Source organism: Amycolatopsis speibonae (assembly GCF_042647925.1).
Classification (GTDB): domain Bacteria; phylum Actinomycetota; class Actinomycetes; order Mycobacteriales; family Pseudonocardiaceae; genus Amycolatopsis; species Amycolatopsis speibonae.
In genome coordinates, this window is the sequence record NZ_JBHRWK010000002.1 from 93,160 (window position 1) to 120,082 (window position 26,923).

At 68.9% G+C, this 26,923-nt stretch carries 24 protein-coding genes; 14 read left to right on the plus strand and 10 right to left on the minus strand.

The window, feature by feature from the left end; translation table 11 throughout:
- The first annotated feature begins 2 nt into the window (after positions 1 to 2).
- From ACFOSH_RS00545 to ACFOSH_RS00565, 5 genes are all read left to right on the plus strand, one after another.
- Positions 3 to 605, plus strand: a complete 603-nt coding sequence (locus tag ACFOSH_RS00545) for a ClpP family protease (RefSeq protein ID WP_026466638.1) — start codon at positions 3 to 5, stop codon at positions 603 to 605.
- A gap of 27 nt (positions 606 to 632) precedes the next feature.
- Positions 633 to 1,304, plus strand: a complete 672-nt coding sequence (locus ACFOSH_RS00550; RefSeq protein ID WP_016332354.1) for an ATP-dependent Clp protease proteolytic subunit — start codon at positions 633 to 635, stop codon at positions 1,302 to 1,304.
- A gap of 230 nt (positions 1,305 to 1,534) precedes the next feature.
- Positions 1,535 to 2,830 (plus strand): ATP-dependent Clp protease ATP-binding subunit ClpX, encoded by a 1,296-nt coding sequence (gene clpX, locus ACFOSH_RS00555; RefSeq protein ID WP_020629490.1) that lies wholly within the window; start codon positions 1,535 to 1,537, stop codon positions 2,828 to 2,830.
- Between the two features lie 100 nt (positions 2,831 to 2,930).
- On the plus strand, positions 2,931 to 3,314 hold the full coding sequence (locus tag ACFOSH_RS00560; RefSeq protein ID WP_378236562.1) for a hypothetical protein: 384 nt from the start codon (positions 2,931 to 2,933) through the stop codon (positions 3,312 to 3,314).
- A 77-nt stretch (positions 3,315 to 3,391) separates the two neighbouring features.
- Positions 3,392 to 4,312, plus strand: a complete 921-nt coding sequence (locus tag ACFOSH_RS00565) for an anti-sigma factor RsbA family regulatory protein (protein ID WP_378236563.1) — start codon at positions 3,392 to 3,394, stop codon at positions 4,310 to 4,312.
- A gap of 7 nt (positions 4,313 to 4,319) precedes the next feature.
- On the opposite strand, the gene ACFOSH_RS00570 is transcribed toward ACFOSH_RS00565, so the two are convergent.
- Positions 4,320 to 5,261: an alpha/beta hydrolase-fold protein gene (locus ACFOSH_RS00570; protein WP_378236564.1), complete on the minus strand. Its 942-nt coding sequence runs from the start codon at positions 5,259 to 5,261 to the stop codon at positions 4,320 to 4,322.
- Between the two features lie 97 nt (positions 5,262 to 5,358).
- Positions 5,359 to 6,057 carry a TetR/AcrR family transcriptional regulator gene (locus ACFOSH_RS00575; protein WP_378236565.1) on the minus strand — a complete coding sequence of 233 codons (699 nt, stop codon included), beginning with the start codon at positions 6,055 to 6,057 and terminating at the stop codon, positions 5,359 to 5,361.
- A gap of 75 nt (positions 6,058 to 6,132) precedes the next feature.
- Between ACFOSH_RS00575 and ACFOSH_RS00580 the strand changes: the two genes are divergently transcribed.
- Entirely contained in the window at positions 6,133 to 7,566 is a 1,434-nt protein-coding gene (locus ACFOSH_RS00580; RefSeq protein WP_378236566.1) for a carotenoid oxygenase family protein, read from the plus strand.
- A gap of 66 nt (positions 7,567 to 7,632) precedes the next feature.
- Here ACFOSH_RS00580 and fdhD read toward each other — a convergent pair whose 3' ends face one another.
- On the minus strand, positions 7,633 to 8,463 hold the full coding sequence (gene fdhD / locus ACFOSH_RS00585) for a formate dehydrogenase accessory sulfurtransferase FdhD (protein WP_378236567.1): 831 nt from the start codon (positions 8,461 to 8,463) through the stop codon (positions 7,633 to 7,635).
- Between the two features lie 101 nt (positions 8,464 to 8,564).
- Between fdhD and ACFOSH_RS00590 the strand changes: the two genes are divergently transcribed.
- Genes ACFOSH_RS00590 through ACFOSH_RS00605 form a run of 4 tightly spaced genes read left to right on the plus strand, consistent with a single transcriptional unit; the run spans position 8,565 to position 12,275 of the window.
- Entirely contained in the window at positions 8,565 to 9,926 is a 1,362-nt protein-coding gene (locus tag ACFOSH_RS00590) for an L-lactate MFS transporter (protein WP_378236568.1), read from the plus strand.
- Positions 9,923 to 10,051, plus strand: a complete 129-nt coding sequence (locus tag ACFOSH_RS00595; protein WP_378236569.1) for an MFS transporter small subunit — start codon at positions 9,923 to 9,925, stop codon at positions 10,049 to 10,051. Before ACFOSH_RS00590 ends, ACFOSH_RS00595 begins: the two co-directional genes overlap by 4 nt.
- A 13-nt stretch (positions 10,052 to 10,064) precedes the next feature.
- Positions 10,065 to 10,823, plus strand: coding sequence for an SDR family NAD(P)-dependent oxidoreductase (locus ACFOSH_RS00600; RefSeq protein ID WP_378236570.1), 759 nt, complete (start codon positions 10,065 to 10,067; stop codon positions 10,821 to 10,823).
- Positions 10,824 to 10,871: 48 nt separating this feature from the next.
- Positions 10,872 to 12,275, plus strand: a complete 1,404-nt coding sequence (locus ACFOSH_RS00605) for an LCP family protein (protein WP_378236571.1) — start codon at positions 10,872 to 10,874, stop codon at positions 12,273 to 12,275.
- A 6-nt stretch (positions 12,276 to 12,281) separates the two neighbouring features.
- On the opposite strand, the gene ACFOSH_RS00610 is transcribed toward ACFOSH_RS00605, so the two are convergent.
- The 5 genes from ACFOSH_RS00610 to ACFOSH_RS00630 form a co-directional block, all read right to left on the minus strand.
- The gene (locus ACFOSH_RS00610) at positions 12,282 to 13,169 is read right to left on the minus strand and encodes a hypothetical protein (RefSeq protein ID WP_378236572.1); all 888 of its coding nucleotides are present in this window, start codon (positions 13,167 to 13,169) and stop codon (positions 12,282 to 12,284) included.
- Between the two features lie 78 nt (positions 13,170 to 13,247).
- Positions 13,248 to 14,813: an SMI1/KNR4 family protein gene (locus ACFOSH_RS00615; RefSeq protein ID WP_378236573.1), complete on the minus strand. Its 1,566-nt coding sequence runs from the start codon at positions 14,811 to 14,813 to the stop codon at positions 13,248 to 13,250.
- 36 nt (positions 14,814 to 14,849) lie between these two features.
- Positions 14,850 to 17,156: an FdhF/YdeP family oxidoreductase gene (locus ACFOSH_RS00620; protein WP_378236574.1), complete on the minus strand. Its 2,307-nt coding sequence runs from the start codon at positions 17,154 to 17,156 to the stop codon at positions 14,850 to 14,852.
- 146 nt (positions 17,157 to 17,302) lie between these two features.
- Positions 17,303 to 17,629 (minus strand): hypothetical protein, encoded by a 327-nt coding sequence (locus tag ACFOSH_RS00625; protein ID WP_378236575.1) that lies wholly within the window; start codon positions 17,627 to 17,629, stop codon positions 17,303 to 17,305.
- Between the two features lie 29 nt (positions 17,630 to 17,658).
- Positions 17,659 to 18,645 (minus strand): hypothetical protein, encoded by a 987-nt coding sequence (locus tag ACFOSH_RS00630; protein ID WP_378236576.1) that lies wholly within the window; start codon positions 18,643 to 18,645, stop codon positions 17,659 to 17,661.
- A 122-nt stretch (positions 18,646 to 18,767) separates the two neighbouring features.
- On the opposite strand from ACFOSH_RS00630, the gene ACFOSH_RS00635 reads away from it, so the two are divergent.
- A complete protein-coding gene (locus ACFOSH_RS00635; protein ID WP_378236577.1) occupies positions 18,768 to 21,401 on the plus strand; it encodes a valine--tRNA ligase in 2,634 nt (877 codons plus the stop codon).
- A 60-nt stretch (positions 21,402 to 21,461) separates the two neighbouring features.
- On the opposite strand, the gene ACFOSH_RS00640 is transcribed toward ACFOSH_RS00635, so the two are convergent.
- Together ACFOSH_RS00640 and ACFOSH_RS00645 are read right to left on the minus strand one after the other, a co-directional pair.
- Positions 21,462 to 22,337, minus strand: a complete 876-nt coding sequence (locus tag ACFOSH_RS00640) for an SGNH/GDSL hydrolase family protein (protein ID WP_378236578.1) — start codon at positions 22,335 to 22,337, stop codon at positions 21,462 to 21,464.
- Between the two features lie 109 nt (positions 22,338 to 22,446).
- Positions 22,447 to 23,076, minus strand: coding sequence for a class I SAM-dependent methyltransferase (locus tag ACFOSH_RS00645; protein WP_378236579.1), 630 nt, complete (start codon positions 23,074 to 23,076; stop codon positions 22,447 to 22,449).
- Positions 23,077 to 23,147: 71 nt separating this feature from the next.
- On the opposite strand from ACFOSH_RS00645, the gene folC reads away from it, so the two are divergent.
- The 3 genes from folC to ACFOSH_RS00660 all read left to right on the plus strand — a co-directional run bounded on the left by folC (position 23,148) and on the right by ACFOSH_RS00660 (position 26,871).
- Positions 23,148 to 24,824, plus strand: a complete 1,677-nt coding sequence (gene folC / locus ACFOSH_RS00650) for a bifunctional tetrahydrofolate synthase/dihydrofolate synthase (protein WP_378236580.1) — start codon at positions 23,148 to 23,150, stop codon at positions 24,822 to 24,824.
- Positions 24,821 to 25,216, plus strand: a complete 396-nt coding sequence (locus ACFOSH_RS00655; protein ID WP_378236581.1) for a DUF4233 domain-containing protein — start codon at positions 24,821 to 24,823, stop codon at positions 25,214 to 25,216. The genes folC and ACFOSH_RS00655 overlap by 4 nt, the downstream gene beginning before the upstream one ends.
- Positions 25,217 to 25,314: 98 nt before the next feature.
- Positions 25,315 to 26,871, plus strand: coding sequence for an alkaline phosphatase D family protein (locus ACFOSH_RS00660; RefSeq protein ID WP_378236582.1), 1,557 nt, complete (start codon positions 25,315 to 25,317; stop codon positions 26,869 to 26,871).
- Positions 26,872 to 26,923 lie beyond the last annotated feature (52 nt).

A 26,923-nucleotide genomic window follows, 5' to 3' on the forward strand; every position in this document is an offset into this window, starting at 1 on the left:
ACGTGACGCAGCACATGCCCGAGGCGCGGACCGGAACCGCGGGGCTCAACCTCACCGACTCGGTCTTCGAGCGGTTGCTCCAGGAGCGCATCGTCGTCCTCGGCTCCGAGGTCAACGACGAGGTCGCGAACCGGATCACCGCCCAGTTGTTGCTGCTCGACGCAGACGACTCCGAGTCGGACATCCGCTTCTACATCAACTCGCCCGGTGGCTCGGTCACCGCGGGTTTCGCGATCTACGACACCATGCAGCTGATCCGCCCGGACGTCGCGACCTACGCGATGGGCCTGGCCGCGTCGATGGGGCAGTTCCTGCTCTCCTCCGGCACGCCCGGCAAGCGGTACGCGCTGCAGCACGCGCGCATCCTCATGCACCAGCCCTCGGCGGGCGTCGGCGGTACGGCCTCCGATATCGCCATCCAGGCCGAGGTGTTCGGCAAGTGGAAGCAGGAGCTCGCCAAGATCACGGCGGAGCAGACCGGCCAGACCGTCGAGCAGATCGTCAAGGACGGCGACCGTGACCGCTGGTTCACCGCGCAGGAGGCGAAGGACTACGGCTTCGTGGATCAGGTCCTCACCCGCGAGAACCCGCTTCCCACCAGCTGACCCGCGCCGGCACACAGGAGAATTTCAATGAGCAACTTCCAGCTTCCGATCGGGTCGCAGGCGCCGGGGATGCAGTCGCGGCTCCAGCTGCCGCAGTCGCGGTACGTCCTGCCCTCGTACGTCGAGCGCACGAGCTACGGCATCAAGGAATCGAACCCGTACAACAAGCTGTACGAAGAGCGTCAGATCATGCTCGGCGTGCAGATCGACGACGCGTCGGCCAACGACGTGATGGTCCAGCTGCTGCACCTCGAGCACGAGGACCCGGACCGCGACATCATGATCCTGATCAACTCGCCCGGTGGCTCGTTCACCGCGCTGATGGCGATCTACGACACGATGCAGTACGTCCGCCCCGACATCGTCACCATGTGCATCGGCCAGGCCGCTTCGGCCGCGGCGGTGCTCCTGGCCGCCGGTACCCCCGGCAAGCGCTTCACGCTGCCGAACTCGCGCGTGCTGATCCACCAGCCCGCCACCGAGGGCACCTACGGCCAGGTGTCGGACCTGGAGATCCAGGCCAACGAGATCCAGCGGGTGCGGCGCCAGATGGAGGTCATCCTGGCGAAGCACACGAACAAGGACGCCGACGAGGTCAAGAAGGACATCGAGCGGGACAAGATCCTGACGGCCGACGAGGCCAAGGCGTACGGGATCGTCGACGAGGTACTCGAGTACCGCAAGGCTTCGAGCAGCTGATCGTGCCGGGGTCCGGTGCGTGTCGGGAGACGACACGCACCGGATCCCTGGTCTAAGGTCAGCTTCTGGCGTGCTCAGATGTGACGCGGGTTCTCCCGCCGACGGCATCGGACGGGTACCGTCAGTGGCAATGTGTGAGGCTCCGAGAGGTCATCCGTGACCGGGGTATGACAGTCAGGCACGACAGTGCAGGCGCAGACACTGCGCCGGAGGGGACGAGGTCAACGGCCATGGCACGGATCGGTGACGGCGGCGACCTGCTGAAATGTTCTTTCTGCGGCAAGAGCCAAAAGCAGGTGAAGAAGCTCATTGCCGGCCCCGGGGTCTACATCTGCGATGAGTGCATCGATCTCTGCAACGAGATCATCGAAGAGGAACTTGCCGAGGCCGGTGAGGTCAAGCTCGACGAGCTGCCCAAGCCCGCCGAGATCCACGAGTTCCTCGAGCAGTACATCATCGGACAGGACGACGCGAAGCGTTCGCTGGCCGTGGCGGTGTACAACCACTACAAGCGTGTGCAGTCCGACGACAAGGCCGGGCCGAAGGATTCCAAGGACGAGACCGTCGAACTGGCGAAGTCCAACATCCTGATGCTTGGGCCGACGGGCTGCGGCAAGACCTACCTGGCGCAGACGCTGGCGAAGATGCTGAACGTCCCGTTCGCGATCGCGGACGCGACAGCACTCACCGAAGCCGGGTATGTCGGCGAGGACGTCGAGAACATCCTGCTCAAGCTGATCCAGGCGGCGGATTACGACGTCAAGCGGGCCGAGACGGGCATCATCTACATCGACGAGGTCGACAAGATCGCCCGGAAGTCGGAGAACCCGTCGATCACTCGCGACGTGTCCGGTGAGGGTGTGCAGCAGGCGCTGCTGAAGATCCTCGAAGGCACCACCGCTTCGGTGCCGCCGCAGGGCGGCCGCAAGCACCCGCACCAGGAGTTCATCCAGATCGACACGACGAACGTGCTGTTCATCGTGGCCGGCGCGTTCGCCGGGCTGGAGAAGATCATCAACGAGCGGGTCGGCAAGCGCGGCCTCGGTTTCGGCGCGGAGATCCGCACCAAGGCCGAGATCGACGAGAGCGACATCTTCTCCGACACGATGCCGGAGGACCTGATCAAGTTCGGGCTCATCCCGGAGTTCATCGGCCGCCTCCCGGTCGTGGCGACGGTGACGCACCTGGACAAGGACTCGCTGGTCAGCATCTTGACCACGCCGCGCAACGCGCTGGTGAAGCAGTACAAGAAGCTCTTCGAGATGGACAACGTCGAGCTGGAGTTCACTCAGACCGCGCTTGAGGCCATCGCCGACCAAGCCGTGCTCCGCGGCACCGGCGCCCGTGGCCTGCGCGCGATCATGGAAGAGGTCCTGCAGCCGGTCATGTACGACATCCCCAGTCGCGACGACGTCGCGAAGGTCGTCATCACCGAGCAGACGGTCCGCGAGAACGTGAACCCGACGATCGTGGCGCGTCAGCCGACACGTCGTCGCAGCAGCGAGCGCGGCGAGAAGTCCGCCTGAGCGGCGATCTTCGTCACCGATGCCCCGGCCGGATCCTTCCGGCCGGGGCATCGGTTTCTCCGGCCAGGTCCGGCCGGTGACCGGGCCGGGATAGGATGCGATGGTGCCGCTGACTTCCACGAAGGACGAGAACGAGGCTCCCGAGCTGGCAGCCGCGAGTCCACGCGAGGTCAGGGGACTCGTCGAACTCACCGAACGCATCGTCCTCGGCGCCTATCGCGGGCATCCGTGGATCCCGCGCGCGCTGACGATCGTGCTCGGCGTGCTGGTCGCGACCTGCCTGGTGGCCGGGGTGGTCCGGCTGTCGCCGCTGCCGCTGATCCCGCTGCCCTTGTTCGCCGGTTCGGCGTACGCGCTCATCCGGATCAAGACCGCGCGGAACGCGGAGGCGAACCGCTCGCTCGTCGCCTGGACCGGATTGTTCACCGCTGCGACGCTCGCCGGGTTCTGGCTGATCTCGATGGCGGGACGCTGGCTCGGCTGAACGGCCCTGCGGACGATTTTCGAAGTTTCCTCCCTTAGCGGGGTTTCAGAACCTCTTCCACGGGGTAAGACGAGTCCGTGACAGTCACCGCGGGCCCCTTCTCTCATGTGGGCCTGCTCTACTCCGGTGACACCGAGTACCTGAACGGTACGGTTCCGTACATCCTGGAAGGCCTGGAGCTCGGCGAACCCGTCGCGGTGGCCGTCCCCGGCCGGAATCTGACCCTGATCGAAGCGGCCTTGGGCGATTCCGCCGCCGACGTCGAACTCATCGACATGACCGAAGCGGGCCGCAACCCGGGCCGCATCCTCCCCGGCGTGCTCCTCGCGTTCGCGGACAACCGGCAGGGTCCGGTCCGGATCGTCGGGGAGCCGATCTGGGCGGGCCGGTCGGCCATCGAGTACCCGGCGTGCGCGCAGCACGAGGCGCTGATCAACTTCGCTTTCGGCGACCGTGACCTCGCCATCCTGTGCCCGTACGACCGGACCCGGCTGCAAGACGACGTGCTCGCCGACGTCGAGCGGACCCATCCGACCCTGTCCGGCGCCGGCGGCGATCGCCCGAGCGAGGGTTACGCCCCCGACGCGGTCGTCGAGAAGTACAACCTGCCGCTGCCCGAACCGCGGGCGGCCGACGCGTTCCGTTTCGACCTCGCCAGGCTCGCGGCTGTGCGCCACTTCGCGCAGGAGAGAGCCGAGGAGAGCGGACTGGCCCCGGACCGGGTGGAGGATCTCGTGCTCGCCGTGGCGGAACTGTCCGCCAACAGCGTGCTGCACGGTTCGGGCCACGGCGTGGTCCGCGTCTGGCGTGACGAGGACCATGTGCTCTGCGAGGTCATCGACGAAGGCACACTGAGCGATCCGCTGGCGGGCCGCCGTCCCGCACCGCCGGGGCAGATCGGCGGACGCGGCCTGGTGCTGGTGAACCAGGTCGCCGACCTGGTCCGGCAGTACCGCAGACCGGGGTCGACCGTGACCAGGATCTATTTCCGCGTCTGACCCGCGGTCAGGCGTTCTTCGGCACGTGTTTGCCGAGGAAGGCGATCAGGCTCGGCACGACCGTCCGGTTGAAGGCGTCGCCGTGCTTGCCGCGCGCGGTGTGCGCGACCATGGGCCGCGCTTCGGAGATGAACTTCCGTACCCCGCCGATGAACGGGTCTTCGGTCCCGCACCAGATCCCGGTCGGCACGCTCTTGGTGACGTCGATGTGGCGCAACGGGTCCAGCGAACCCCAGTCGGTGGCGTCACGGAACGCGCGCCGCTTGCTCATCTCCGTCCACGACGTGATCAGGGCGGGCGCGAGCGCCGCGACCGCGGCGGGCGGGCGGCGGCGTTCCAGGCGGCGCCGGGTGTAGAGCAGGGCGCCGAAGCCGCCCATCGAAAGCCCGGTGGCGGCGAACGGCAGCCCGTCCCGGCCGCCGAGGCCGCGCGCGGCCAGCCAGCGGGGGACCTCTTCGAGCAGCATCGCCATCGGGTTGTCGCCGGGCTGGTTCTCGTGCCAGTAGTGGTCGCCGCCGTCGACCGCGACGAACCCGAACGGGGGCACCGCCTTGCGGGCGACGTCGCTGCCGAGCTGTTTGAGCAGTCCTGTCGGGGCGGCGTGCCGCGCGGTGCCGTGGAGGCCGTGCAGCATCAGCGACATCGGCAGGCCCTTGGGCGGCGCCTTGGTCGGCAGCATCAGCACGAGGTCGACCTCGCGGCCGCGGGCTTCGGAGTAGACGCGTTCGACGCGGGGGCTGCCCAGTTGGGTGGCCGGGGTCGGCGAAGCGACGCCGAGTGCCCGCTGAAGTGCTTCGCTGAACGGCAGGGCTCCGGTGGCCGTTCCGGCGGCGAGCCCCGCGACACCGAGACCGGACGCGCCGGCGATCAGCACGGAACGACGGCTCAGCCAACGGCGGGCGCCTTGCACCCCCGGCAGCGTCGCGTGCCCCTGGTCGTCGTCGTTCACCCGTCCCCGTTCCCCCGTTGATCTTCTACCAGGTCAGACGTGCGCTCTCGCTCGAAGGTTGCACGTGTCACCGACCTGTGACCGGGGTATCGCCGGATCAGGTGCCGATGTTTCCCTCTTTCGCGCGCCAGGCGTCGACCGAGACCCGCGCGGACCTCGTCGCGGCCTCGAAAGTGTCGCCGAGGCCCACCCCGAGCGCGGTGGCCAGGGGAATCAAGATGTGGTCCACACCATTCTCGCCGTCGCCGAAGTGGCCGGCGACCTCCAGCGTGATGTAGCCGTGCACGGCGCTCCAGAGCTGGGCGGCGACGGCGAACTCCGGGGCGGGACGGAACCGGCCCGCCTCGATCAGGCGGTTCGCGGCGCGGACGAGGTAGCCGAAGGCCTCGATGCCCTCTTCGCTGGCGTTCTGGCGGGTTTCCTCGCTGGTCATGTCGCCCAGCGCCGCCTTCTGCCCGTCGGGCTGGCTCTGGCCGAACGTGACCGCGTAGAGCTGCGGGTTGTCCACCACGGTCCGCCGGTACGCCAGCGCCAGGGTGAGGAGGTCGGCCGCCGGGTCCTCGGTCTCCTCGACCTCGCCCAGCTTCGCTGACAGCCGCCGGAATCCCTCGCGCGCGACCTCATCCACCAGCGCGCCCATCCCGCCGAAGTGGGTGTATACGGCCATGGTCGACGCGCCGATCTCGGCGGCCAGCTTGCGGGCCTGGAGCGCCTCCGGGCCGCCGTCCGAGAGGAGCCGGATCGCCGCCTCGATCAGCTTGGCCTTGACCTCGGCGGCGGCGGGTTTCGGTGACATGCTTGCCAGTATCCCATAACCCTGTTATAAATGTATCCATAACCACGTTATAGTCACCGAACCAGGGGGCATGTGATGGGCAACAAGTTCCTCGAGGGCAACTTCGCCCCCGTCCGCCGTGAGCAAACGATCACCGAACTGCGCGTCACCGGGCACATCCCGGAGTACCTGGACGGGCGCTATCTGCGGAACGGGCCGAACCCGCTGTCCGAAGTGGACCCGGAGACCTACCACTGGTTCATGGGCGACGGCATGGTGCACGGTGTCCGGCTGCGCGACGGCCGCGCCGAGTGGTACCGCAACCGCTGGGTGCGTAACCCCAGGCTCGCGCAGGAACTCGGCGAGAACTGGGACGGCGGGCCCGCTTCCATGGGGGCCAACACGAACGTGATCGGCCACGCCGGCAAGACGCTCGCGTTGATCGAGGGCGGCGCGACGAGCTTCGAACTGACCGACGAACTCGACACCGTCGGCGCCTGCGACTTCGACGGCACGCTCCCCGGTGGCTACACCGCCCATCCGAAGCGTGATCCGGAGACTGGCGAACTGCACGCTGTGTCGTACTTCTTCGGCTGGGGCAACAAGGTCCAGTACTCGGTGATCGACGCACAGGGCCGCGCGCGGCGCACCGTCGACGTCGAGGTCACCGGTTCGCCGATGATGCACGACTTCTCCCTGACCGAGAAGTACGTCGTCTTCTACGACCTCCCGGTCACGTTCGAGACCGAACAGGCCGTCGCCGCGTCCGTCCCGTCCTTCCTGCGCACGCCCGCGCGGCTCGTGGTGTCCGCGCTGGTGGGCAAGGTGAAGGTGCCGGACCCCCTCAGCGCGAAGCTGCGGCAGCGGATCTCGGGCAACTCGGGCCTGCCGTACCGCTGGAACCCCCGGTACCCGGCGCGGATCGGCGTCATGCCGCGGGAGGGCGGCGACGGCGACGTCCGCTGGTTCGAGATCGAGCCGTGCTATGTGTTCCACCCGATGAACGCCTACGACGACGGCGACGACATCGTGCTGGACGTCGTCCGGCACCCGAAGATGTTCGACACCGAGCTGCTCGGGCCCGCCGAGGGGCCGCCGACCCTGGACCGCTGGACGATCGACCTGGCCGTCGGCAAGGTCGTCGAGGAACGCCTCGACGACCAGGGCCAGGAGTTCCCGCGCGTCGACGAGCGGCTGGTCGGGCGGCCGCACCGCTTCGGTTACTCGGTGTCCACAAAGGATGGCTCGGCGTCCTCGGGTGCCCTGCTCAAGCACGACCTGTGGAAGCGTTCGGTGGCGTCGAGGGAGTTCGGCGCGGGCAGCCAGGTGGGGGAGTTCGTGTTCGTCCCGTCCTCGGTGGACGCGGGCGAGGACGAAGGCGTGCTGATGGGTTTCGTCTACGACCCCGCGACGCAGAAGAGCGATCTGACCATTTTGGACGCGGGGACGCTGGAGACCGTCGGCGCCGTGCACCTGCCGGACCGGGTGCCCAACGGGTTCCACGGGAACTGGGTGGGCACGGAGGGCTGAGGGGGTCGTGAGTGGCGATTCGGGTTAGAACCCGAATCGCCACTCACGAGGCCTGTACCGACGCAGTCAGGCGAGGCCGAGTACACGCTGTTCGCCGCTGTAGAGGTTCATGCTCTCGCCCCGCAGGAAGCCGATGAGCGTCATGCCGTTCTCCTCGGCCAGTTCCGCGGCCAGCGACGAAGGCGCGGAAACCGCCGCCAGCAGGCCGATCCCGGCCATGGCGGCCTTCTGTACCAGTTCGAACGAGGCGCGCCCGGACACCAGCAGACCGGCGTCCGCAGCGGGGATCCGGCCCTCCTGCAACGCCCAGCCGAGGACCTTGTCGACGGCGTTGTGCCTGCCGACGTCTTCCCGGACGACGGCGAGGTTCCCGTCGCCGTCGAACAGGGCGGCGGCGTGCAGCCCGCCGGTGCTGGAGAAGGCCTTCTGGTGCGAGCGCAGCGTGTCCGGGAGCTTCGCCAGCACGCCGGTACTCACCGTGAACCCGGACTTCTCCGGCGAGAAACGGCTTCTCAGTTTGACCGCGTCGAGCGCGGCCTTGCCGCAGACACCGCACGAAGAGGTGGTGTAGAAGTTGCGCTCGACGCCCGTCTCCGGCGGAGCGACCCCTTCGGCCAGCGCGATGTCCAGGACGTTGTAGGTGTTGCGGCCCTGGTCGTCGACGCCGTCGCAGTACCGGGCGACCGCGACGTCCTCGCGCGTGGTGAGCACGCCCTCGGACAGCAGGAACCCGTGCGCGAGTTCGACGTCGTTGCCGGGTGTCCGCATGGTGACCGCGAGTGCCTTGCCGCCGACGCGGATCTCCAGCGGTTCTTCGGCCGCGAGCGCGTCGGGCCGTCGCACGTCCCTGGTCGCGGAGATCTTCCGCACCGGGCGGCGCACCGTCACCCTGCCCACTTGTCCACCTTTCCGGCCGGTCCTTCGACAGTCGTGTACTGCAACGCCGGGAATTAAGTAATACATTCCCAGTGCACATCCTCAGAGTACGGAGGCGCCGGATGGCTGTCGGCTTCCTGGACCGTTCCCGCATCGTCGCATCACCGGGCTGGAGCCGCTGGCTGGTGCCGCCCGCCGCGCTGGCCGTCCACCTGTCGATCGGGCAGGCGTACGCGTGGAGCGTCTTCAAACCACCGCTGGAGAAGACCCTCGGGCTCAGCGGCACGGAGAGCGCGCTGCCGTTCCAGCTCGGCATCGTGATGCTCGGGCTTTCGGCGGCGTTCGGCGGGACGCTGGTCGAGCGCAACGGGCCGCGCTGGGCGATGTTCGTCTCGATGGTCTGCTTCAGCTCGGGTTTCCTGCTCGCCGCGCTCGGGGTGGCGACGTCGCAGTACTGGCTTGTCGTCCTCGGCTGGGGCGGGGTCGGCGGCATCGGGCTCGGGATCGGCTACATCTCGCCGGTGTCGACGCTGATCAAATGGTTCCCGGACCGGCCGGGCATGGCCACCGGCATCGCGATCATGGGCTTCGGCGGCGGCGCGCTGATCGCGTCCCCGTGGTCTTCGCAGATGCTGGGCACGGCGCCGTGGACGATCGGGACGGTCGCGACGGCGTTCCTCGTGCACGGCCTGGTCTACGCGGTCTTCATGAGCCTCGGCATCCTGCTGATCCGGGTGCCCGCCGACGACTGGAAGCCGAAGGGCTGGGTGCCGAAGACCGAGCACGGCAACGCGATGATCACCACCGCGAACGTGTCGGCGCGCAACGCCATCAAGACGCCGCAGTTCTGGCTCCTCTGGGTGGTCCTGTGCTTCAACGTGACGGCGGGCATCGGCATCCTGGAGAAGGCGTCGCCGATGATCGCGGACTTCTTCCGCGAGACCTCGACCCCGGTCGGCACCGCCGCCGCGGCCGGGTTCGTCGCGCTGCTGTCGCTGACCAACATGCTCGGCCGGTTCGTCTGGTCGTCCACTTCGGACCTGGTGGGGCGCAAGAACATCTACCGCCTCTACCTCGGCGCGGGCGCCCTGCTGTACCTCGTGATCGCGCTGACCACCAACGCCTCGAAGCTCGTGTTCGTCCTGTGCGCCATGCTGATCCTGTCCTTCTACGGCGGCGGCTTCGCGACCGTCCCGGCGTACCTGAAGGACCTCTTCGGCACCTACCAGGTCGGCGCGATCCACGGCAGGCTGCTGACCGCGTGGTCGATGGCGGGGGTGCTCGGGCCGCTCATCGTCAACGCCATCGCCGACAGCCAGAAGTCCGCGGGCAAGGTCGGCCCCGATCTGTACACGACGTCGCTGTTCATCATGATCGGCCTGCTGGCCGTCGGCTTCGTCGCCAACGAACTGGTGCGGCCGGTCAACCCGAAGTTCCACGAGCCGGCGCCGTCCGGCGAGCCCGCGAGGAGTGAGACCCGATGAGCGAACCGGCTCCCGAACGCAGCCGCACCGGGCTGATGGTGTTCGCGTGGCTGTGGGTCGCGCTCCCGTTCGCCTACGGCGTCTACGAACTGTTCCGCAAGGTGGTCCAGCTCTTCGGCGGCTGAGTAGGGTCGGCACGTGGGAGTTCTGGTAACCGGGGCGTCGCGTGGCATCGGCCGTGCGATCGCCCGCGCCTTCGCGGAAAAGGGCGACCGTGTCGCCGTTCACTACGCCTCGAAGCGGGAGGACGCCGAGCGGACGCTCGCCGACCTGCCCGGTTCCGGCCACGGGCTGGTCCAAGGCGATCTCTCGGATCCCGAGGTGGCGCGACGGGTCGCCGACGAGGCCGAGGCGGTCGTGGACGGCGTCGACGTCCTGGTGAACAACGCCGCCTTCGCGCCGTCTGAGGCGTCGGCCCATCCTGTCGCCGAAGTGTCCTATGCGGACTGGCAGCGGATCTGGCGGCGAATGGTCGACGTCAACGTGCTCGGCACGGCGAACGTGACCTACTGCGTGACGCGGCACATGATCGAGCGCGGCGCGCCCGGCCGCGTGGTCAACATCGGCTCGCGAGGCGCTTTCAAGGGCGAGCCCGAGTTCCCCGCGTACGGCGCGAGCAAGGCCGCGCTGCATTCGCTCGGACAGTCGCTCGCCGTCGCCCTCGCCCCGCACGGGATCGCGGTGACCTCGGTCGCACCTGGCTTCACGGCCACTGACAGGGTCGCGATGAAGCTCGATGGCGCGAGCGGTGAGGCCCTCCGCGAGCAGAGCCCGTTCGGCCGGGTCGGCACGCCGGAGGAGGTCGCGGCGGCGGTGCTCTACCTCGCTTCCGGCGAAGCCGCATGGGCCTCCGGCGCGATCCTCGATCTGAACGGTGCGTCACATCTGCGGATGTGAAGTGGATCACTCGTGCAGCAATAAGGGCTTCCCGCGCGTCCTAGGAACGTGCACAAGCTGGGGAAGGTCCTGGTCGCCGTTCTCGCGGTGGCGGTGTTCGGCGGGACCGCGTACGGATACACGACGCTGGAGTCGCTCGACGGCGTCACCCGCGAAGACGTGATCGAGGCGCCGGAGCCGGGAGAGCAGCCCGCCGACGGTTCGCTGGACATCCTGCTGGTCGGGCGGGATTCGCGGACCAACCAGCAGGGCGAACCGCTGGATCCGGCGATGCTGCGTGAGCTGCGGGTGGGCGCGAACGGCGACGACCTGACCGACACGCTCATCGTGCTCCGCATCCCCAACGGCCAGAAGGCGGTGAAGGCTTTCTCGATCCCGCGCGACTCCTTTGTCGCGGAGCCGGGGTCGAAGGACAAGACCAAGATCAACGGGATCTTCGGGCACGCCAAGTTCGCTTCGGCGAGTGCGCAGCGCGAGGCGGGCAAGACCGACAAGGCGGAGATCGACAAGGTGGCGATCACGGCCGCGCGGAAGGCGACCTTGAAGGCGGTCGAGGACCTCACCGGCGTCAAGATCGATCACTTCGCCGAGGTCAACCTGCAGAGCTTCTACGACATCAGCAACGCTGTCGGCGGGGTCGAGGTGTGCCTGAAGCGGGACACCAAGGACATCAAGTCCGGCGCGAACTTCAAGGCGGGCAAGCAGACGATCCAGGGCGCCGACGCGCTCGCCTTCGTCCGCCAGCGCGAGGATCTGCCCCGCAGCGACCTCGACCGCGTGCGCCGTCAGCAGGTGTTCCTCGCCGGGCTGGCGAAGCAGGTGCTCTCCGCCGGGACGCTCGCCAACCCGGCCCGCCTCTCCGAACTGATCGACGCGGTGAAGCGTTCGGTCGTGCTCGACGGCTCGTGGGACCTGCTCGACTTCGTCCGGCAGATGCGAGGCGTCTCCGGCGGCGGCATCGCCTTCGACACGATCCCGGTGGTCAACCCCGACTATCGCTACAACCCCAAGCAGCCGACCGCGACCGCCGTGCAGGTGGACCCGGCCCAGGTGCGGGCTTTCGCCGCGTCCCTGATCGGTGTCCAGCCCACGACACCGCAGGCGCCCGCCGGCCCCAAGGTCGACGTCGTCAACGCGAGCGGCAAGGACGGCCTGGCCGCCCGCGTCTCGGATCTTCTGGCGGAGAAGGGCTTCGGCAAGGGCGACACGACGGCCGATACCGGACGACGCACCTCCGTCGTCCGGTTCAGTGACGCGTCGGGCCCCGCCACGGAGATCGCGAAGGCGCTTGGCGGTCTGGAAACCGAGAAGGTCGCTTCCGTCGCGGCGGGTCATGTACAGGTCGTGCTCGGACAGGTCTACAAGGGACCGGGCGTGTCCGCGGGCGGCGGGGCGGCCGGGGCCCGGACCGATCAGCCGATCACTTCCGACGACACCGGATGCATCAACTGAGCCGGCTCAATCCCTCGGCGGGATCCTGCCGTTCTTGGCGACCGGAAGGCCGAGCTGGACCGGTTCGGTGATGGTGACCTCCTCGCCGGGAAGGTGTGCCAGCACCGGGTTCAGGTGGGTCAGCTTCAGCGTGACCGGTCCGATGACACTCGGCCCGGTGGCGACGTCGTACTTCGCCAGATCCAGCCACTGCAAGGTGTCGAGCACCTCCCGGGGGATCTCGTCACCGCGTTTGGCGACCGGGACGCACAGCTGCCGCGCGTTGCCGACCTTCACATCCGTCTTCGGCCGGTCGGCCAGTACCGGGTTGAGATGCCCCAGCGTCAGCGGGAAGACGCGGCCGGGGATGCCGAGGACGCGCAGGGCGTAGCACTCGAGGTCGACGTGCCGCACGAACGACAGGATCTCCGGCGGTGGCAGGACACCGTTCTTCGCGACCGGGACGCACAACTGCTCCGGCGACAGCAGGGTCACCTGGGCGTCCTGGATCCCGAGCTTCCGCACGACAGGGTTCAGCTGGCTCAGCGTCAGCGGGACGTTCCTCGCGCCGCCTTCGATCCGGTAGCAGGACAGATCCACCCAGCGGACGAAGTCGACGATCCCTGGCGGCGGGATGACGCCGTTCTTCGCGACAGGCACGCAGAATTGCTCGCGTGCCCCCAGTTTGACCGTCTCCGCCGGCAGTCCCGCGAGCACGGGATTGAGGTGGCTCAAGGTGACCGCCGTCGGTGGCGGTTTGTAGCCCTCGGTCCGGTAGCAGGACAGGTCGAGCTGGGAGACGAAGGGGAGTGGCGGTGGTACGGCCGGAGCGGCGGTGGCCGCCCCGGGCAGGACCGCGACGAGCAGGAGCGAGGCCAAGGCGGCGAAACCGCGCAGGATCGATCTTCGTGACATGGCAAGGCCTTTCCGTGAACGGGTCGCGTTTCACGGTGGACCCGGCCCGGCCTCGCCCGGCACCGCCAAGGGGGCAGCCTAAGGTGCGGCCAGCGTGCCCGAAGCCTCGATCACCTCCGGCGCGGGGCCGTCCGGACGCAGCCTTCGGCGCAGCCGCACGATCTCCGCGAGCGGGGCCCCGCCGGTGATCTCGATCGCGGCCAGCGAAGGCAGCGTGACCCCGGCGTCCAGCAGCCGCCGGACCTGCCCGTCGTCCAAGGTGAGCACACGCAGCGAGGACAGCTCGCCGACGCGCTCCAGCTCGGGCACGTCGAGACCGGCCAGACCCAGCCTGAGCAACCCCGGCAACCCGGCCAGCGGGCCGAAGTCGATCGGATGCTTCACCCCGGCGAGCGAAAGGCTCCACAGGGCGGGGTGCACGGCGAGCCGGGTGAGGTCCACCTTCGAGGTCTCGATGCTCGCCGCTTCGAGCAGAGGGAACCTGGAGAAGTCCGTGACGACGGAATCGGCGCGGTTGACCCGCAGATGACGCAACGACGACAGCCGGTTCAGCACCGCCAGATCCACCGAGCCCGGGTCGTTGAGGTACAGCTCCTGGACGAGTTCCGGATCGCCGACCTCGCCGAGATCCGTCGTCTCGCTCAGCACCTGGTCGTGGGCGCGGGCGGACTCGTCGTGGAAAGAGGCGTCGGCGACGAGATAGGGCGACTCGGGCTCGTCGTTGTCGTACTCGTCCGCCTTCAACGCGCGGATGACTTCTTCCATCATCGCGGTGATCGAGGCCGCGACGTACCGGACGGGACCCCAGACGTTCCGCCCGTATTCGAGAATCTGGCCGCTGTCACCGGCTTCCGCCGGATCGAGGTCGACAGCGACGAAATCGCCGGCGTGATCGCTGCCGAAGGTGATCCACCAGTCGTCGCGGGACAAGCGTTTCACCCGGCCCGCGGGCGAGGACTCGAAGACCACGCCCTCTTCGGAGACGGGATCTTCCCAGCCGTAGGAACCGGGATCGCCGTCGAGGTAGCGCTCGACGAGCATCGGGAGCGGATCGTGGGCGTACCGGCCCAGCAGCCCCGATTCGTTGTCCCAGCTTGTCACCCGGAACAGCGCGCGGAGATCCTCGGGCAGCCGTGCGCCTACCCGCTCCTCGGCCTCGGCGAGCTCGGCTTCCGTGTGGCCGGGCTCCCAATCCGGCGCGTGGCCTTTGATCTTCCCGTACAGCCCGGCGAATTCCGTGGCGAGCGCGGTGATCCGCGCGAGCACGGCCGGGTCGGTCGGCGCACCTGTCGGCCGGGAGCGCCCGGGCAGCGGCAGACCCGGCATCGGATGCCCCGGATAGCGGAAGCCGTCGTCGAACACGAGCCAGGCCGGGGACATCGTGCCGACGTCCGGCGTCGCGAGGAAGGCGTACTCCCCGGTGTGGCTCAGCCGGACCTCGTAGATCGACGAAGGCAAGGACCGGAACAGCTTCGAGAGCCCCGCCATGTCGGGGCTCAGGTAGCGGCCGCTCTTCGTCTCCGCCTGCACGGAGAAGCCGCCGCCGGTGTTGTGGATCCGCAGCACGGCGCTCGCGAACTCGACCGAACGCGTGCTCTCCCGCAGAAGGCGCGCCATCTCGCGGGCGATGTCCCCAGGTTCCATGGGCGTGAACCTAGCGGGAGGGTCCGACAAAACCGGTCAGGACACCGGCTCCAACCGCACCACGACCGCCTTCGACACCGGGGTGTTCGACTTGTCCGCCACCGAATCCAGCGGCACCAAGGCGTTCGCCTCGGGGAAGTAGGCCGCCGCGCAGCCTTGTGCCGTCGGATAGGAGACCACCCGGAAGTTCGGGGCCCGGCGGTCGCCGTCCCGCCACTCCGAGACCAGGTCGACCATCGCGCCGTCGGCCAGGCCGAGCGACACCAGGTCGTCGGGGTTGACCAGCACCACACGCCGGGCGTCCTCGATCCCGCGGTAACGGTCGGAAAGGCCGTAGATCGTGGTGTTGTACTGGTCGTGGCTGCGCATCGTCTGCAACAGCAGCCTGCCCTCGGGCACCTGCGGATACTCGAGTCCGGAGACGGTGAAGTTCGCCTTGCCGTTGGCGGTCCCGTTGAACTGCCGGGAATCGCGCGGCGCGTTCGGGAGGACGAACCCGTCGGGCTCGCGGACCCGCGCGTTGTAGTCGTGGCAGCCGGGGACGACGCGCGCGATCCGGTCGCGGACGAGGTCGTAGTCGCCGTGGAAGTCCCGCCACGGCACCGGATGCCCGGCCCCGAACAGCGCTTCCGCGAGATGGCAGATGATCGCGACCTCGGAAAGCAGCCGCTCACTGGCCGGGGCCAGCCTGCCGCGTGAGGTGTGCACCTGCGACATCGAATCCTCGACGGTGACGAACTGGTCGCCGCCCGACTGGGTGTCGCGTTCGGTGCGGCCGAGAGTGGGCAGGATCAGCGCGGTCTTGCCGGGCACGACGTGCGAGCGGTTGAGCTTCGTCGACACGTGCGCCGTCAGCGAGCACGACTTGAGCGCCTTCTCGGTCAGCTCCGTGTCCGGGGTCGCGGAGGCGAAGTTGCCGCCGACGGCGAAGAAGACCTTGCCCTTCCCGTCCCGCATCGCGCGGATCGCGGCGACGGTGTCGTAGCCGTGCTCACGCGGCACCTTGATGCCGAATTCGTCGTCGAGACTGTCCATGAAGGACTCCGGCATCTTCTCCCAGATGCCCATCGTCCGGTCGCCCTGGACGTTGGAGTGCCCGCGCACCGGGCACAGGCCCGCGCCCGGTTCGCCGATCATGCCGCGCATCAGCGCCAGGTTCGCGACTTCGGAGATCGTCTGCACCGCGTGCTTGTGCTGGGTCAGACCCATCGCCCAGCAGTAGATGGTCCGCCGCGACGTCGCGATCATCCGCGCCAGCCGCTCGATCTGCTCGCGCGGCAGCCCGGTCGCCGCGGCGACCTCGATCCAGTCGATCTCCCGCAGATGCTTCGCGTAGTCCTCGAACCCCTCGGTGGACGACTCGACGAACGCGCGGTCGACGATCGTGCCGGGCGTCTCCTGCTCCCACTGCAACAGGAGATGTCCGATCGCCTGGAACAGCGCCAGGTCGCCGCCGAGCCGGATCTGCGCGAACTCGTCGGCCAGTGGGGTCCCCTTGCCGATCACGCCGCGGACGTTCTGCGGGTTCTTGAACCGCATCAGGCCGGCTTCGGGCAGCGGGTTGACCGCCATGATCTTCGCGCCGTTGCCCTTGGCCTCTTCCAGCGCGGACAGCATGCGCGGATGGTTGGTGCCGGGGTTCTGGCCGACCACCACGATCAGATCCGCCTGGTGGATGTCGGCGAGCGTCACCGAACCCTTGCCGATCCCGGTCGTCGCCGCGAGCGCCGCCCCGGACGACTCGTGGCACATGTTGGAGCAGTCCGGAAGGTTGTTGGTGCCGTAGGAGCGCACGAGGAGCTGATAGAGGAACGCGGCCTCGTTGCTGGTGCGGCCGGAGGTGTAGAAGATCGCCTCGTTCGGGTCCTGCAGCGCGCGAAGCTCGTCCGCGACCAGGGTGAAGGCGTCGTCCCAGGAGATCGGTTCGTAGTGCGAGGCGCCCTCGCGCAGCACGAACGGCTCGGTGATGCGGCCCTGCTGGCCGAGCCAGTAGTCCGTCTTGTCAGCCAGCTCCTCGATGGGGTGCTCGGCGAAGAACTCACGGCCGACCCGGCGTTTCGTCGCCTCCTCGGCGACGGCCTTCGCGCCGTTCTCGCAGAACTCCGCGAGCTTGCGGTGCTCGCCGTCGACCTCGCGCGGCTCCGGCCAAGCGCAACCGGGACAGTCGAAGCCGTCGCGCTGGTTCAGCAGGCGCAGCGTCTTCACCGTGCGCGCGGCGCCCATCTGCTCCATGCCGCGCATCAGGGAGACAGCGACCCCGGGGATCCCGGCCGCCCAGCTCTTCGGTTTCCCGACCTCGAGCTGTGTCTCGTCAACGTCGTTCGCGGGTGCTTCGCGGGTCATGACCCCATCGTGCGCCTTGGCGCTCCCGGGCGCGACCGAGGGGTGCCCGGCTCGCCGTCGGGTGGGGTGGTCGTGAGTGGCGATTCGTGTTCTAACCCTCTTTGCCACTCACGACCACCCTGACCGGCGCTCAGCCCGGCGGCCGGTCAGGCGTCGGTGACGAGCCGGGTGATCTGCGATTCGTCCAACGGGAACCACGGCGTCTCGTTGACGCCGCGTTCCTGCACCGCGTTCACCGTCACCGCGGCCACGACCAGCACGATCAGGCCGGCGATCGCGGCGATCCCGGGCCACCGGCTCGCACCCGGCTCTCGGTAGCCGCCACCGGAGGCACCGGCCGCGCGCCGCTGCTTGCGGCGCTTCTTCTTGAGTTCCTTCTTCGCACCCAGCCAGGCGTCCAGCTCGGCGTGCTTCTGCCAGCTCGGGTCGACCAAGTCCGGATGGGTCTCGATCCGCCGGTCCTCTTCGTCCATCTCGGTCCTCTTCCCCAGGATTCGGCCGACTACCCGCAGGTGTCCCTCGACGGCAGGGGTTTCGTCGGGTCGTAGGTGCTGGTCTCGTCGACGGGCGGTACGCCGACGACGGGTCTGTCCTTGTCAGCGTACTGGGGCGCCAGGACGCCGGTCTTGATCGCGTCACAGGCCATGCGTGACTTGTAGCTCGCGCCGTCCCCGAAACCGAGCCCTGCGTCGGCCTTCGCGAACGGCGGCGCCTTGCGGAGCACGTAGTCCTGCTCGTCACGGACGAATGGGACGATGTCGACCGGTGACCTGGCCTCGCCCGAGCCCGCGTCGAAGGCGTAGGCGGTCGCATAGCTCGCGTGGACGATCAGCTCGCCTCCACGGCCGGCCTTCGCCGTGAGGGAGCCGGTCATCCGCGGGCGCGCCGGCAGCAGGCGGTTCGGCCCGATGAGGGTCAGGTAATTGCCCTTCTCGACGGTGAGCGGGCCCGTGAGCATCGGTTCGAGCCGGGTGCGTTCGTTCGGGGCCAGGAGGGCGAGCACTTCCGAGCCGTTTCCGTCCCGCAGCGTCCGGGGACCCAGCTTCGCTGCCGCGATGGCCTCCGTCACCTTTCGATACGCCGCGTCGACCTCCATCGCGGTGAAGTCGCCGATGTCCTGTCCCGGCGGCACGGTGATCCCGGCAAGTCCTTCGCGCCAGTCCGCGGCGGGAGTGCGGTCGAAAGGCCGGTCGAGGTCGACGCTGGTGAGGATCGGAGCCACCTTCGGAGGCTGCGCGGTTTCGGCGCGTCCCCGCATCTGCTGCACGACGATCGTGGCGGCCACGAGCACGACCACGGTCGAGACCAGGAACAGGGCCAGGACGCGACCCCGGGTCATCTGGAACCCCCTCCGGAGACGACGGCGCGGAGCCTGCTTCCGCCGCCGCTTGAGTTCCTTTTTCGCGCCGAGCCGAGCGTCACGTTCGGCGCGCTTGCGCCAGTCCGGATCCATCAGATCCGGATGCGTCTCCAGCCGGCTGTCTTCCACGGATTTCCCGCCCCTCCCCAGTGCTTCACGACAAATCCTCATCGGTGGGGAACAGCGAGCGTTACGGCCGGTGAGCAGTGCGGATGAAAAGCGGCTTACGGAGGTTCGTAGACTTGTCAACTGTGACCGAGAACGCCCAGCCGCAGCAGACCGACCTTCCGGGTACCTGGATCCCGGCCGACGAAGAAGCCTCGCTCTACCAGCGTTGGGTAGACGCCGGCTACTTCACGGCCGACCCCACGTCGGACAAGCCGCCGTTCACGGTAGTCATCCCGCCCCCGAACGTGACCGGTTCGCTGCACATCGGGCACGCGTTCGAGCACACCCTGATCGACGCCAGTACCCGCTACCACCGCATGCTCGGCGACGAGACGCTGTACCTGCCGGGCATGGACCACGCGAGCATCGCCGTCCACGCGCTGGTCGAGAAGCAGCTCCGCGCCGAGGGCACCAGCCGCCGCGAGCTCGGCCGTGAGGCCTTCGTCGAGCGCGTCTGGCAGTGGAAGAACGAGCACGGCGGCAAGATCCTCGCCCAGATGAAGCGCCTCGGCGAGGGCGTCGACTGGTCCCGCGAGCGGTTCACCATGGACGACGGCCTGTCCAAGGCCGTCAACACGATCTTCAAGAAGCTCTTCGACGACGGCCTGATCTACCGCGCCGAGCGGCTGGTCAACTGGTCGCCGGAACTGCGGTCGGTGCTGTCCGACGCCGAGGTGAAGCACGAAGAGGTCGAAGGCGAGCTCGTCTCGATGCGCTACGGCGACGGCGAGAACGCGATCGTCGTGGCCACCACCCGGATGGAGACGATGCTCGGCGACACCGCCGTCGCGGTCCACCCGGACGACGAGCGCTACACGCACCTCATCGGCACCGAGGTCGAGCTGCCGCTGACCGGGCGCAAGATCCCGATCGTCGCGGACAAGCACGTCGACCCGGAGTTCGGCACCGGCGCGGTCAAGGTGACCCCCGCGCACGACCCGAACGACTTCGAGATCGGCCAGCGGCACGACCTGCCGATGATCACGATCATGGACGAGCAGGGCCGCATCGACGGCACCGGCACCGAGTTCGACGGCATGGACCGCTTCGAGGCCCGTGTCGCGGTGCGGGAGAAGCTGCGCGAGCAGGGCCGCATCGTCGCGGAGAAGCGTCCGTACCTGCACAGCGTCGGGCACTCGGAGCGCTCGAAGGAGCCGATCGAGCCGCGGCTTTCGCTGCAGTGGTTCGTCAAGGTCGGCCCGCTCGCGAAGGCCGCCGGCGACGCGGTGCGCGACGGCCGGGTGAACGTCCACCCGCAGGAGATGGAGAAGCGCTACTTCGACTGGGTCGACAACCTGCACGACTGGTGCATCTCGCGTCAGCTGTGGTGGGGCCACCGCATCCCGGTCTGGTACGGCCCGAACGACGAGGTCGTCTGCGTCGGACCGGACGAGGAGCCGCCCTCGGGCGAGGGCTGGACCCAGGACCCGGACGTCCTCGACACCTGGTTCTCCTCGGGCCTGTGGCCGTTCTCCACCCTCGGCTGGCCGGAGAAGACGCCGGACCTGAACAAGTTCTATCCGACGTCGGTGCTGGTCACCGGCTACGACATCCTGTTCTTCTGGGTCGTGCGGATGATGATGTTCGGTCTCTACGCCACCGGCGAGGCGCCGTTCAAGACCATCGCGCTGCACGGCATGGTCCGCGACCAGTTCGGCAAGAAGATGTCGAAGACCGCGGGCAACGGCGTCGACCCCATCGAGTGGATGGACCGCTACGGCACCGACGCGCTGCGTTTCACCCTCACCCGCGGGGCCAACCCGGGCACCGACGTGCCGATCGGCGAGGAGTGGGTCGCGGGTTCCCGGAACTTCACCACGAAGCTCTGGAACGCCACCAAGTTCGCCATGATGAACGGCGCGGACGCGAACGCCACGCTGCCCGCCGCGGCCGAACTCACCGAGGCCGACCGCTGGATCCTCGGCAGGCTCGACAGCGTCGTCACCGACGTCACCGGCTACCTGGCGGACTACCAGTTCGCCAAGGCCACGGACCTGCTCTACCAGTTCACCTGGACCGAGCTGTGCGACTGGTACCTGGAGCTGTCGAAGGTCCAGGTCTTCCAGGGTGACGAGGCCCGGGTGACGGCGACGCGCGCGGTGCTCGGGCACGTGTTCGACACGGTGCTGAAGCTGCTGCACCCGTTCATCCCGTTCATCACCGAGAAGCTGTGGACGGCGCTGACCGGCCGCGAGTCGCTGGTGATCGCCCCGTGGCCGGTGGCGGACGGCTCCTACGCCGACGGAGTCGCCGACAAGCGGATCGCGGACGTGCAGAAGCTGGTCACCGAAGTCCGCCGGTTCCGCGCGGACCAGGGCCTCAAGCCCAGCCAGAAGGTGGCCGCGCGGCTGTCCGGCGACGGGTTCGCCGAGATCACCGGGCACGACGAGCCGATCCGCTCGCTGGTCCGGCTCACGCAGCCCGAAGACGGCTTCGCGCCGAGCGCGTCGATCGAGGTCGGGCTGTCGGCCGGTGTCGTCACCGTCGAGCTGGACCTGTCCGGCACGATCGACGTCGCCGCGGAGCGCAAGCGTCTGCAGAAGGACCTCGGCGCGGCGGAGAAGGAACTGGCGCAGGCCGAAGCCAAGCTCGGTAACCAGGCCTTCATCGACAAGGCCCCGGAGCCGGTGATCGGCAAGATCCGGGCCCGCCAGGAGACCGCGGTCGCCGACATCGAGCGCATCAACGCCCGGTTGGCCGCCCTCCCCGCCTCCTGACGCGTGCTATGAAAGGTCCTTTCCTTGCAAAATTTGCAAGGAAAGGACCTTTCATAGCGTTCAGCGGAGGTGGCGCAGGATCACTCCGGCCACCCCCGCCATCCCGGTGCGGTACGGGTGGTAAGCCGCCGCGGCGAGCAGTTTCGTGTGCTGCCCGTTGATCCACGCGGCCCCCTTCGGCGCGCAGGCGTCGTGCCCGGCGGACGGACCGAACGTGTCCACAAAGGACGAATCGCCGTCGGCGGCGACGGCCTTCTCGATCGCCGAGTTCAACGCCCTCTCGACGTCGTTGAGCCAGGCGTAGTCGCCCTCGGCGAAGGGCAGGATCTTCGGGCAGTAGCCGGATTCCGGCGCGATCCTCGGGTAGCCGATGACGAGCACGTCGGCGCGCGGCGAGCGGGCGTGGATGCCGGCCAGGACCCTCTCGACGTTCTTGCCGGTTTCGGCGATCTTGGCCTTGACGGTGTCGACCCCGCCGACGGTGAACCTTTCCTGGCACGGGTTCCCGGTGGGATCGCTCGCGCGCAGGGACGGGCAGGTGCCGACAAGCGTGCCGAAGACGCCGTAGTCGTTGCCGCCGATCCCGACGGTGACCAGGTCGGTGTTCGCGCGCAGGGCGCTGAACTGGGGCGGGTTGCTGCCGAGGATCACGCTCTGCCGCTCCGTCATGTCGCCGGTGTCGGCGCCGCCGCAGCTGATGTCGGTGAAGGAGCGGACCCGCAGCGCCGCGGCGAGGAGCGACGGGTAGTTCTGCGTCGATTTGCCACAGAACAGCGGGTCGAGGCGGGGGAGCGGGATGAGCGGTCCGGAAGTGTAGGAATCACCCAGCGCGACGTAGTTCCGGTAGGACCGCGTCGCGGCGGTGGCCGCCGTGGTGGAGGCGATCAGCAGGACGACGGTCGATACGGCCGCGAACAGGACGCGTCTGAAGCGCATTTGGACCCCGATCTCTCCGGACAGGATGGCCTCTCAAAAATGAACCGCATGCGCACCGGTCGGCGCCGCCGATCGGGTGGTCGAGCGTCGGGTTCACCCGCTTGGGGTGTCACATCGGGTGGTCGTCCTCCGGTCTCCGGTAGACGAGGAGATAGCGGTAGAAGAGCAGGTTCCGGACCTTGCTCCCCGGCAGCAGCCGGGCCGCGTCGCGCCGGATCCGGTTCATCGGCGGGAAGGTCTCCTGGATGGGGGCCGCGGGCAGCGGATCGATCCCGCCGTTGAGCCGCTCGCCCGCGTACACGATGACCCTGGCCAGCGCGTTGACCGGCGAGGCCACGAGGGCGCGCGCGTAGTCGGCGGCCGTGCTGGGCCTGCCGAGGCCGAGCACGGCCAGCACGCCGCCGGGGACCAGCGCGTCCCGCAGCCTCGTGACCGTGTCGAACGGCACATGATGGAGCGAAGCGAGGCAGGAGATGAAGTCGTACGCCCCCTCCGGCAGCTTCTCGGTGGCGACGTCGGCCCGCCGGTACGAGATCGTGCCGGGACCGGGTGAGCCGGCGGCACCGGCCAGGTCGATCATCGGTCCGGACCGGTCGATCGCCTCGACGTGCATCCCGGTCGCGGCAAGCCGCCGGGCGAACCGCCCGCTGCCGCAGCCCACGTCCAGCGCCACTCCCGGGCCGGGAGGCAGCTGGTCGAGCAGCAGCGGGTGGTAGTGGTCGTTGTGGTTGAACCCCATGCGTCGAGAGTGCCAGCAAAAGCCGCACGTAGACTCGGTCCGACAGGGAGCAAGGCTTAAGAGGAGAGTTCGTGCCGCGTGGTGACGGCCGGGATTCCGAAGAATTCGCGGAATCCCCGGACCTGGCAGATCTGGACAGTTTCGCCGGCGTCGACGAATTGGGGGCACGTGCCCACGATCCGGGCGACGACACCGACCCGGATCTGGACGCACCCGACGCCGCGTACCAGGCCGGTGGCGGGGCAGGCGGCGGGATCGGCGGGATCGGGCAGCTGGGGGACAACCTCGCGCTCGGCCCCGTGCCGGACCTCGTCGCCCCTGAAGACGTGGAACTGCACGAGCTGGACGACCAGGGTGACGAGCTCGCCGCGACCGAACCCAACGGGCAGCAGGCACGCCGCGAACTGCTCGCCGTCGAGGCCGAGCTGAACCTGCGCTGGCCCGAGACCAAGATCGAGCCGTCCCTCGCCCGGATCGCGGCCCTGGTCAACCTCATGGGTGAACCGCACCGCGGCTACCCGGTGCTGCACGTCGCCGGGACCAACGGCAAGGGCTCGACCACCCGGATGATCGACGCGCTGCTGACCCGCATGGGCCTGCGCGTCGGCCGGTACACGAGCCCCCATCTGCAGCTGGTCACCGAGCGGATCGCGCTGGACGGCGTCCCCGTCTCCGCCGCCGCGTACGTCGACCTGTACCGCGACGTCGCGCCGTACGTGACCATGGTGGACAACGCCGGCGGGCCCGACGCGGTACCGATGAGCAAGTTCGAGGTGCTCACCGGGATGGCGTTCGCGGCCTTCGCCGACGCGCCCGTCGAGGCCGCCGTCATCGAAACCGGCCTCGGCGGTTCCTGGGACGCCACCAACGTCGTGGACGGCGACGTCGCCGTCATCACGCCGATCGGTGTCGACCACGTCGAGTACTTCGGCGGCGATCCGGCCAAGGCCGCGGTGGAGAAGGCCGGGATCATCAAGCCCGGCAGCGTCGCGGTCATCGCCGAGCAGGACCCCGAAGTGCAGAAGATCCTGCTGGAACGCGCCGTCGAGGTCGACGCGGCCGTCGCCCGCGCCGGCAACGAGTTCGGCGTGCTGGAACGCGAGATCGCCGTCGGCGGGCAGATGCTGAAGCTGCAGGGCCTCGGCGGGGTCTACGACGAGATCTTCCTGCCGCTGCACGGCGCGCACCAGGCGGCCAACGCCGCGCTCGCGCTGGCCGCCGTCGAAGCGTTCTTCGGCGCGGGCAAGGACAAGCAACTGGTCGTCGAAGCCGTCCGTGAGGCCTTCGCCGAGGTCGAGACCCCCGGCAGGCTGGAACGCGTCCGCGCCGCGCCGACCGTGCTGCTCGACGCCGCGCACAACCCGCACGGCGCCAAGGCGCTCGCCACCACCGTCGCCGAGGAGTTCGCCTTCCGCCGCCTCGCCGCCGTGGTCGGCGTGATGGCCGAGAAGGACGCCCGGGGCATCCTGGACGCCCTCGAACCGGTCGTCTCCGAGATCGTCGTCACCAAGAACTCGTCCCCGCGCGCGATGCCGCTCGACGAACTCAACGAGATCGCCATCTCGATCTTCGGCGAAGACCGCGTCGTGGCCGAGCCGAGCTTGGACGCCGCGATCGAAACCGCCATCGGCCTCGTCGAGCAGAGCGACGACCCCGAGGAGCCCCTGGCGGGCGGAGGAGTGCTGGTCACCGGCTCGGTCGTCACCGCGGGCGAGGCCAGGACCCTGTTCGGTAAGGAGCCGGCGTGACCGACGTGACCCCGAAGCCGCCCGTCAAGGACCCGATGAAGTCCTTCCGCGGCGTGATGGCCGGTTCCCTGATCATGGAGGGCATCACCGTCGCGCTCGCGCTGCCGGTGGTGGCGAAGCTCGGCGGCGGGGTCGGCACCGTCACCGGCTGGTCGATGATCGTGATCGCGGTCGTGCTGATCGTGCTGTGCGGTTTCCTGAAGAAGCCGTGGGCGGTGCCCGCTGTGCTCGCCCTGCAGGTCGCGCTGATCGCGTTCTTCGTCGCGCTGCCCGCCGTGGCGATCCTCGGGGTGATCTTCCTCGGGTTCTGGCTGTGGCTCCTGTGGCTGCGGCGGGACGTGGCCCGGCGGATGGTGGCCGGAACGCTCCCGAGTCAGCAGCAGGCTCAGTAGCCCCGGCCGAACGGGTTGAGTCGGCTACCGTCCGTGCGTTCATCACCAGGTCGACCGCCGTTGGCCCACCGGCCGTGACCGCGGGATAGAACCGCGCCATGACCGCTTCCCACCACAATCGCCGCACGCTGCTCAAAGCCGGTCTCACCGGCGCCGGGGCCGTCGCGGGCGGACTGCTCCTCCCCGGAACTGCGACCGCGAACCCCGTCCCGCTGATCCGCCGTGACCGACCGGTGCTCACCCACGGTGTCCAGTCCGGCGACGTCACCCCCGGCTCCGGCATCGTCTGGTCGCGCGCCGACAAGCCTTCGCGGCTGATCGTGGAGGTCTCCAGGGACCCCTCGTTCCGGCACTCGCGCCGCGTGCGCGGGCCGGTGATGAGCCCGGAGACCGGCGGTACCGGCAAGGTCCGCGTCGCCGGCCTGCTGCCGGGGACCGAGGTCCACTACCGCGTGACCGCCGAATCCCTCGACGGCCGCACCCGCAGCGAGGCCGTCACCGGCCGGTTCGCCACCGCCCCGCTCGGCCGCTCGGACGTCCGCCTGCTGTGGTCCGGCGACGTCGCCGGCCAGAACTGGGGCATCAACCCCGAACGCGGCGGCATGACCATCTACCGCGCGATGGCCGACCGCCGCCCGGATCTGTTCCTCCACTGCGGGGACACGGTGTACGCCGACGCGCCGCTCACCGAGACCGTCGCGCTGCCGGGCGGACGCGTGTGGCGCAACATCGTCACCCCGGAGAAGTCGAAGGTCGCCGAGACACTCGACGAGTACCGCGGCCAGTTCGCCTACAACCTCCTCGACGACAACCTCAAGCGCTTCACCGCGAACGTGCCCGCCTACGTCCAGTGGGACGATCATGAAGTAGTCAACAACTGGTACCCGGGCGAGATCCTCAACGACCGCCCCGAATACACCGAGAAGCGCGTCGACGTGCTCGCCGCGCGGGCGTTCCAGGCGTTCCACGAATGGCACCCGATCGACCGGCGCCAGGCCGTCGACGGCCGCGTCCACCGCAACTTCCGGCACGGCTCCCGCGCCGAGGTCTTCGTGCTGGACATGCGGACCTACAAGGACGCCAACACCGCGGACCAGACCCAACCGGGCCGCATCCTCGGCGACCGGCAGGCGCGCTGGCTCGTCGACGCGCTGGACCGCAGTACGGCCACCTGGAAGATCGTCCAGGCCGACCTCCCGATCGGCCTCACCGTCCCGGACGGCAAGGGCATCGAGGGCGTCGCGAACGGCCTGCCCGGCGCGCCCGGCGGCCGCGAAACCGAACTCGCGTGGGTGCTGCGGGAGATCTCGCGGCGCCGGGTGCGCAACGTCGTCTGGCTGACCGCCGACGTGCACTACACCGCGGCGCACCACTACTCGCCGGATCGCGCTTCCTTCACCGACTTCGACCCGTTCTGGGAGTTCGTCTCCGGTCCGCTCAACGCCGGCGCGTTCGGCCCGAACACGCTCGATGAGACCTTCGGGCCGGAAGCGGTGTTCGTGCACGCGCCGCCCGCCGCGAACACCTCGCCCGCCGATGGCTTCCAGCACTTCGGCGAGGTGAACATCGACGGACGCAGCGGCACGCTCACGGTCGATCTACGGGACGCCACGGGCGCTTCGCTGTGGTCGAAGACCCTGCAGCCCCAACGCTGAGCGGTCCGACGTGAAGTGAGTGACGAAGCACCCAGTAGGCTCCGGGCGAATA

Bases quoted from the DNA above. Each gene is read 5' to 3' on its own strand.
- ACFOSH_RS00615 (WP_378236573.1), bottom strand. From the start codon at position 14,813: ATGGAACCTGGGGACATCGCCCGCGAGATGGCGCGCCTTCTGCGGGAG.
- ACFOSH_RS00640 (WP_378236578.1), bottom strand. From the start codon at position 22,337: ATGCGCTTCAGACGCGTCCTGTTCGCGGCCGTATCGACCGTCGTCCTG.
- clpX (WP_020629490.1), top strand. From the start codon at position 1,535: ATGGCACGGATCGGTGACGGCGGCGACCTGCTGAAATGTTCTTTCTGC.
- ACFOSH_RS00590 (WP_378236568.1), top strand. From the start codon at position 8,565: ATGGCTGTCGGCTTCCTGGACCGTTCCCGCATCGTCGCATCACCGGGC.
- ACFOSH_RS00660 (WP_378236582.1), top strand. From the start codon at position 25,315: ATGACCGCTTCCCACCACAATCGCCGCACGCTGCTCAAAGCCGGTCTC.
- ACFOSH_RS00580 (WP_378236566.1), top strand. From the start codon at position 6,133: ATGGGCAACAAGTTCCTCGAGGGCAACTTCGCCCCCGTCCGCCGTGAG.
- ACFOSH_RS00550 (WP_016332354.1), top strand. From the start codon at position 633: ATGAGCAACTTCCAGCTTCCGATCGGGTCGCAGGCGCCGGGGATGCAG.
- ACFOSH_RS00645 (WP_378236579.1), bottom strand. From the start codon at position 23,076: ATGGGGTTCAACCACAACGACCACTACCACCCGCTGCTGCTCGACCAG.
- ACFOSH_RS00595 (WP_378236569.1), top strand. From the start codon at position 9,923: ATGAGCGAACCGGCTCCCGAACGCAGCCGCACCGGGCTGATGGTGTTC.
- ACFOSH_RS00620 (WP_378236574.1), bottom strand. From the start codon at position 17,156: ATGACCCGCGAAGCACCCGCGAACGACGTTGACGAGACACAGCTCGAG.
- ACFOSH_RS00625 (WP_378236575.1), bottom strand. From the start codon at position 17,629: ATGGACGAAGAGGACCGGCGGATCGAGACCCATCCGGACTTGGTCGAC.
- ACFOSH_RS00560 (WP_378236562.1), top strand. From the start codon at position 2,931: ATGGTGCCGCTGACTTCCACGAAGGACGAGAACGAGGCTCCCGAGCTG.
- ACFOSH_RS00610 (WP_378236572.1), bottom strand. From the start codon at position 13,169: ATGTCACGAAGATCGATCCTGCGCGGTTTCGCCGCCTTGGCCTCGCTC.
- ACFOSH_RS00575 (WP_378236565.1), bottom strand. From the start codon at position 6,057: ATGTCACCGAAACCCGCCGCCGCCGAGGTCAAGGCCAAGCTGATCGAG.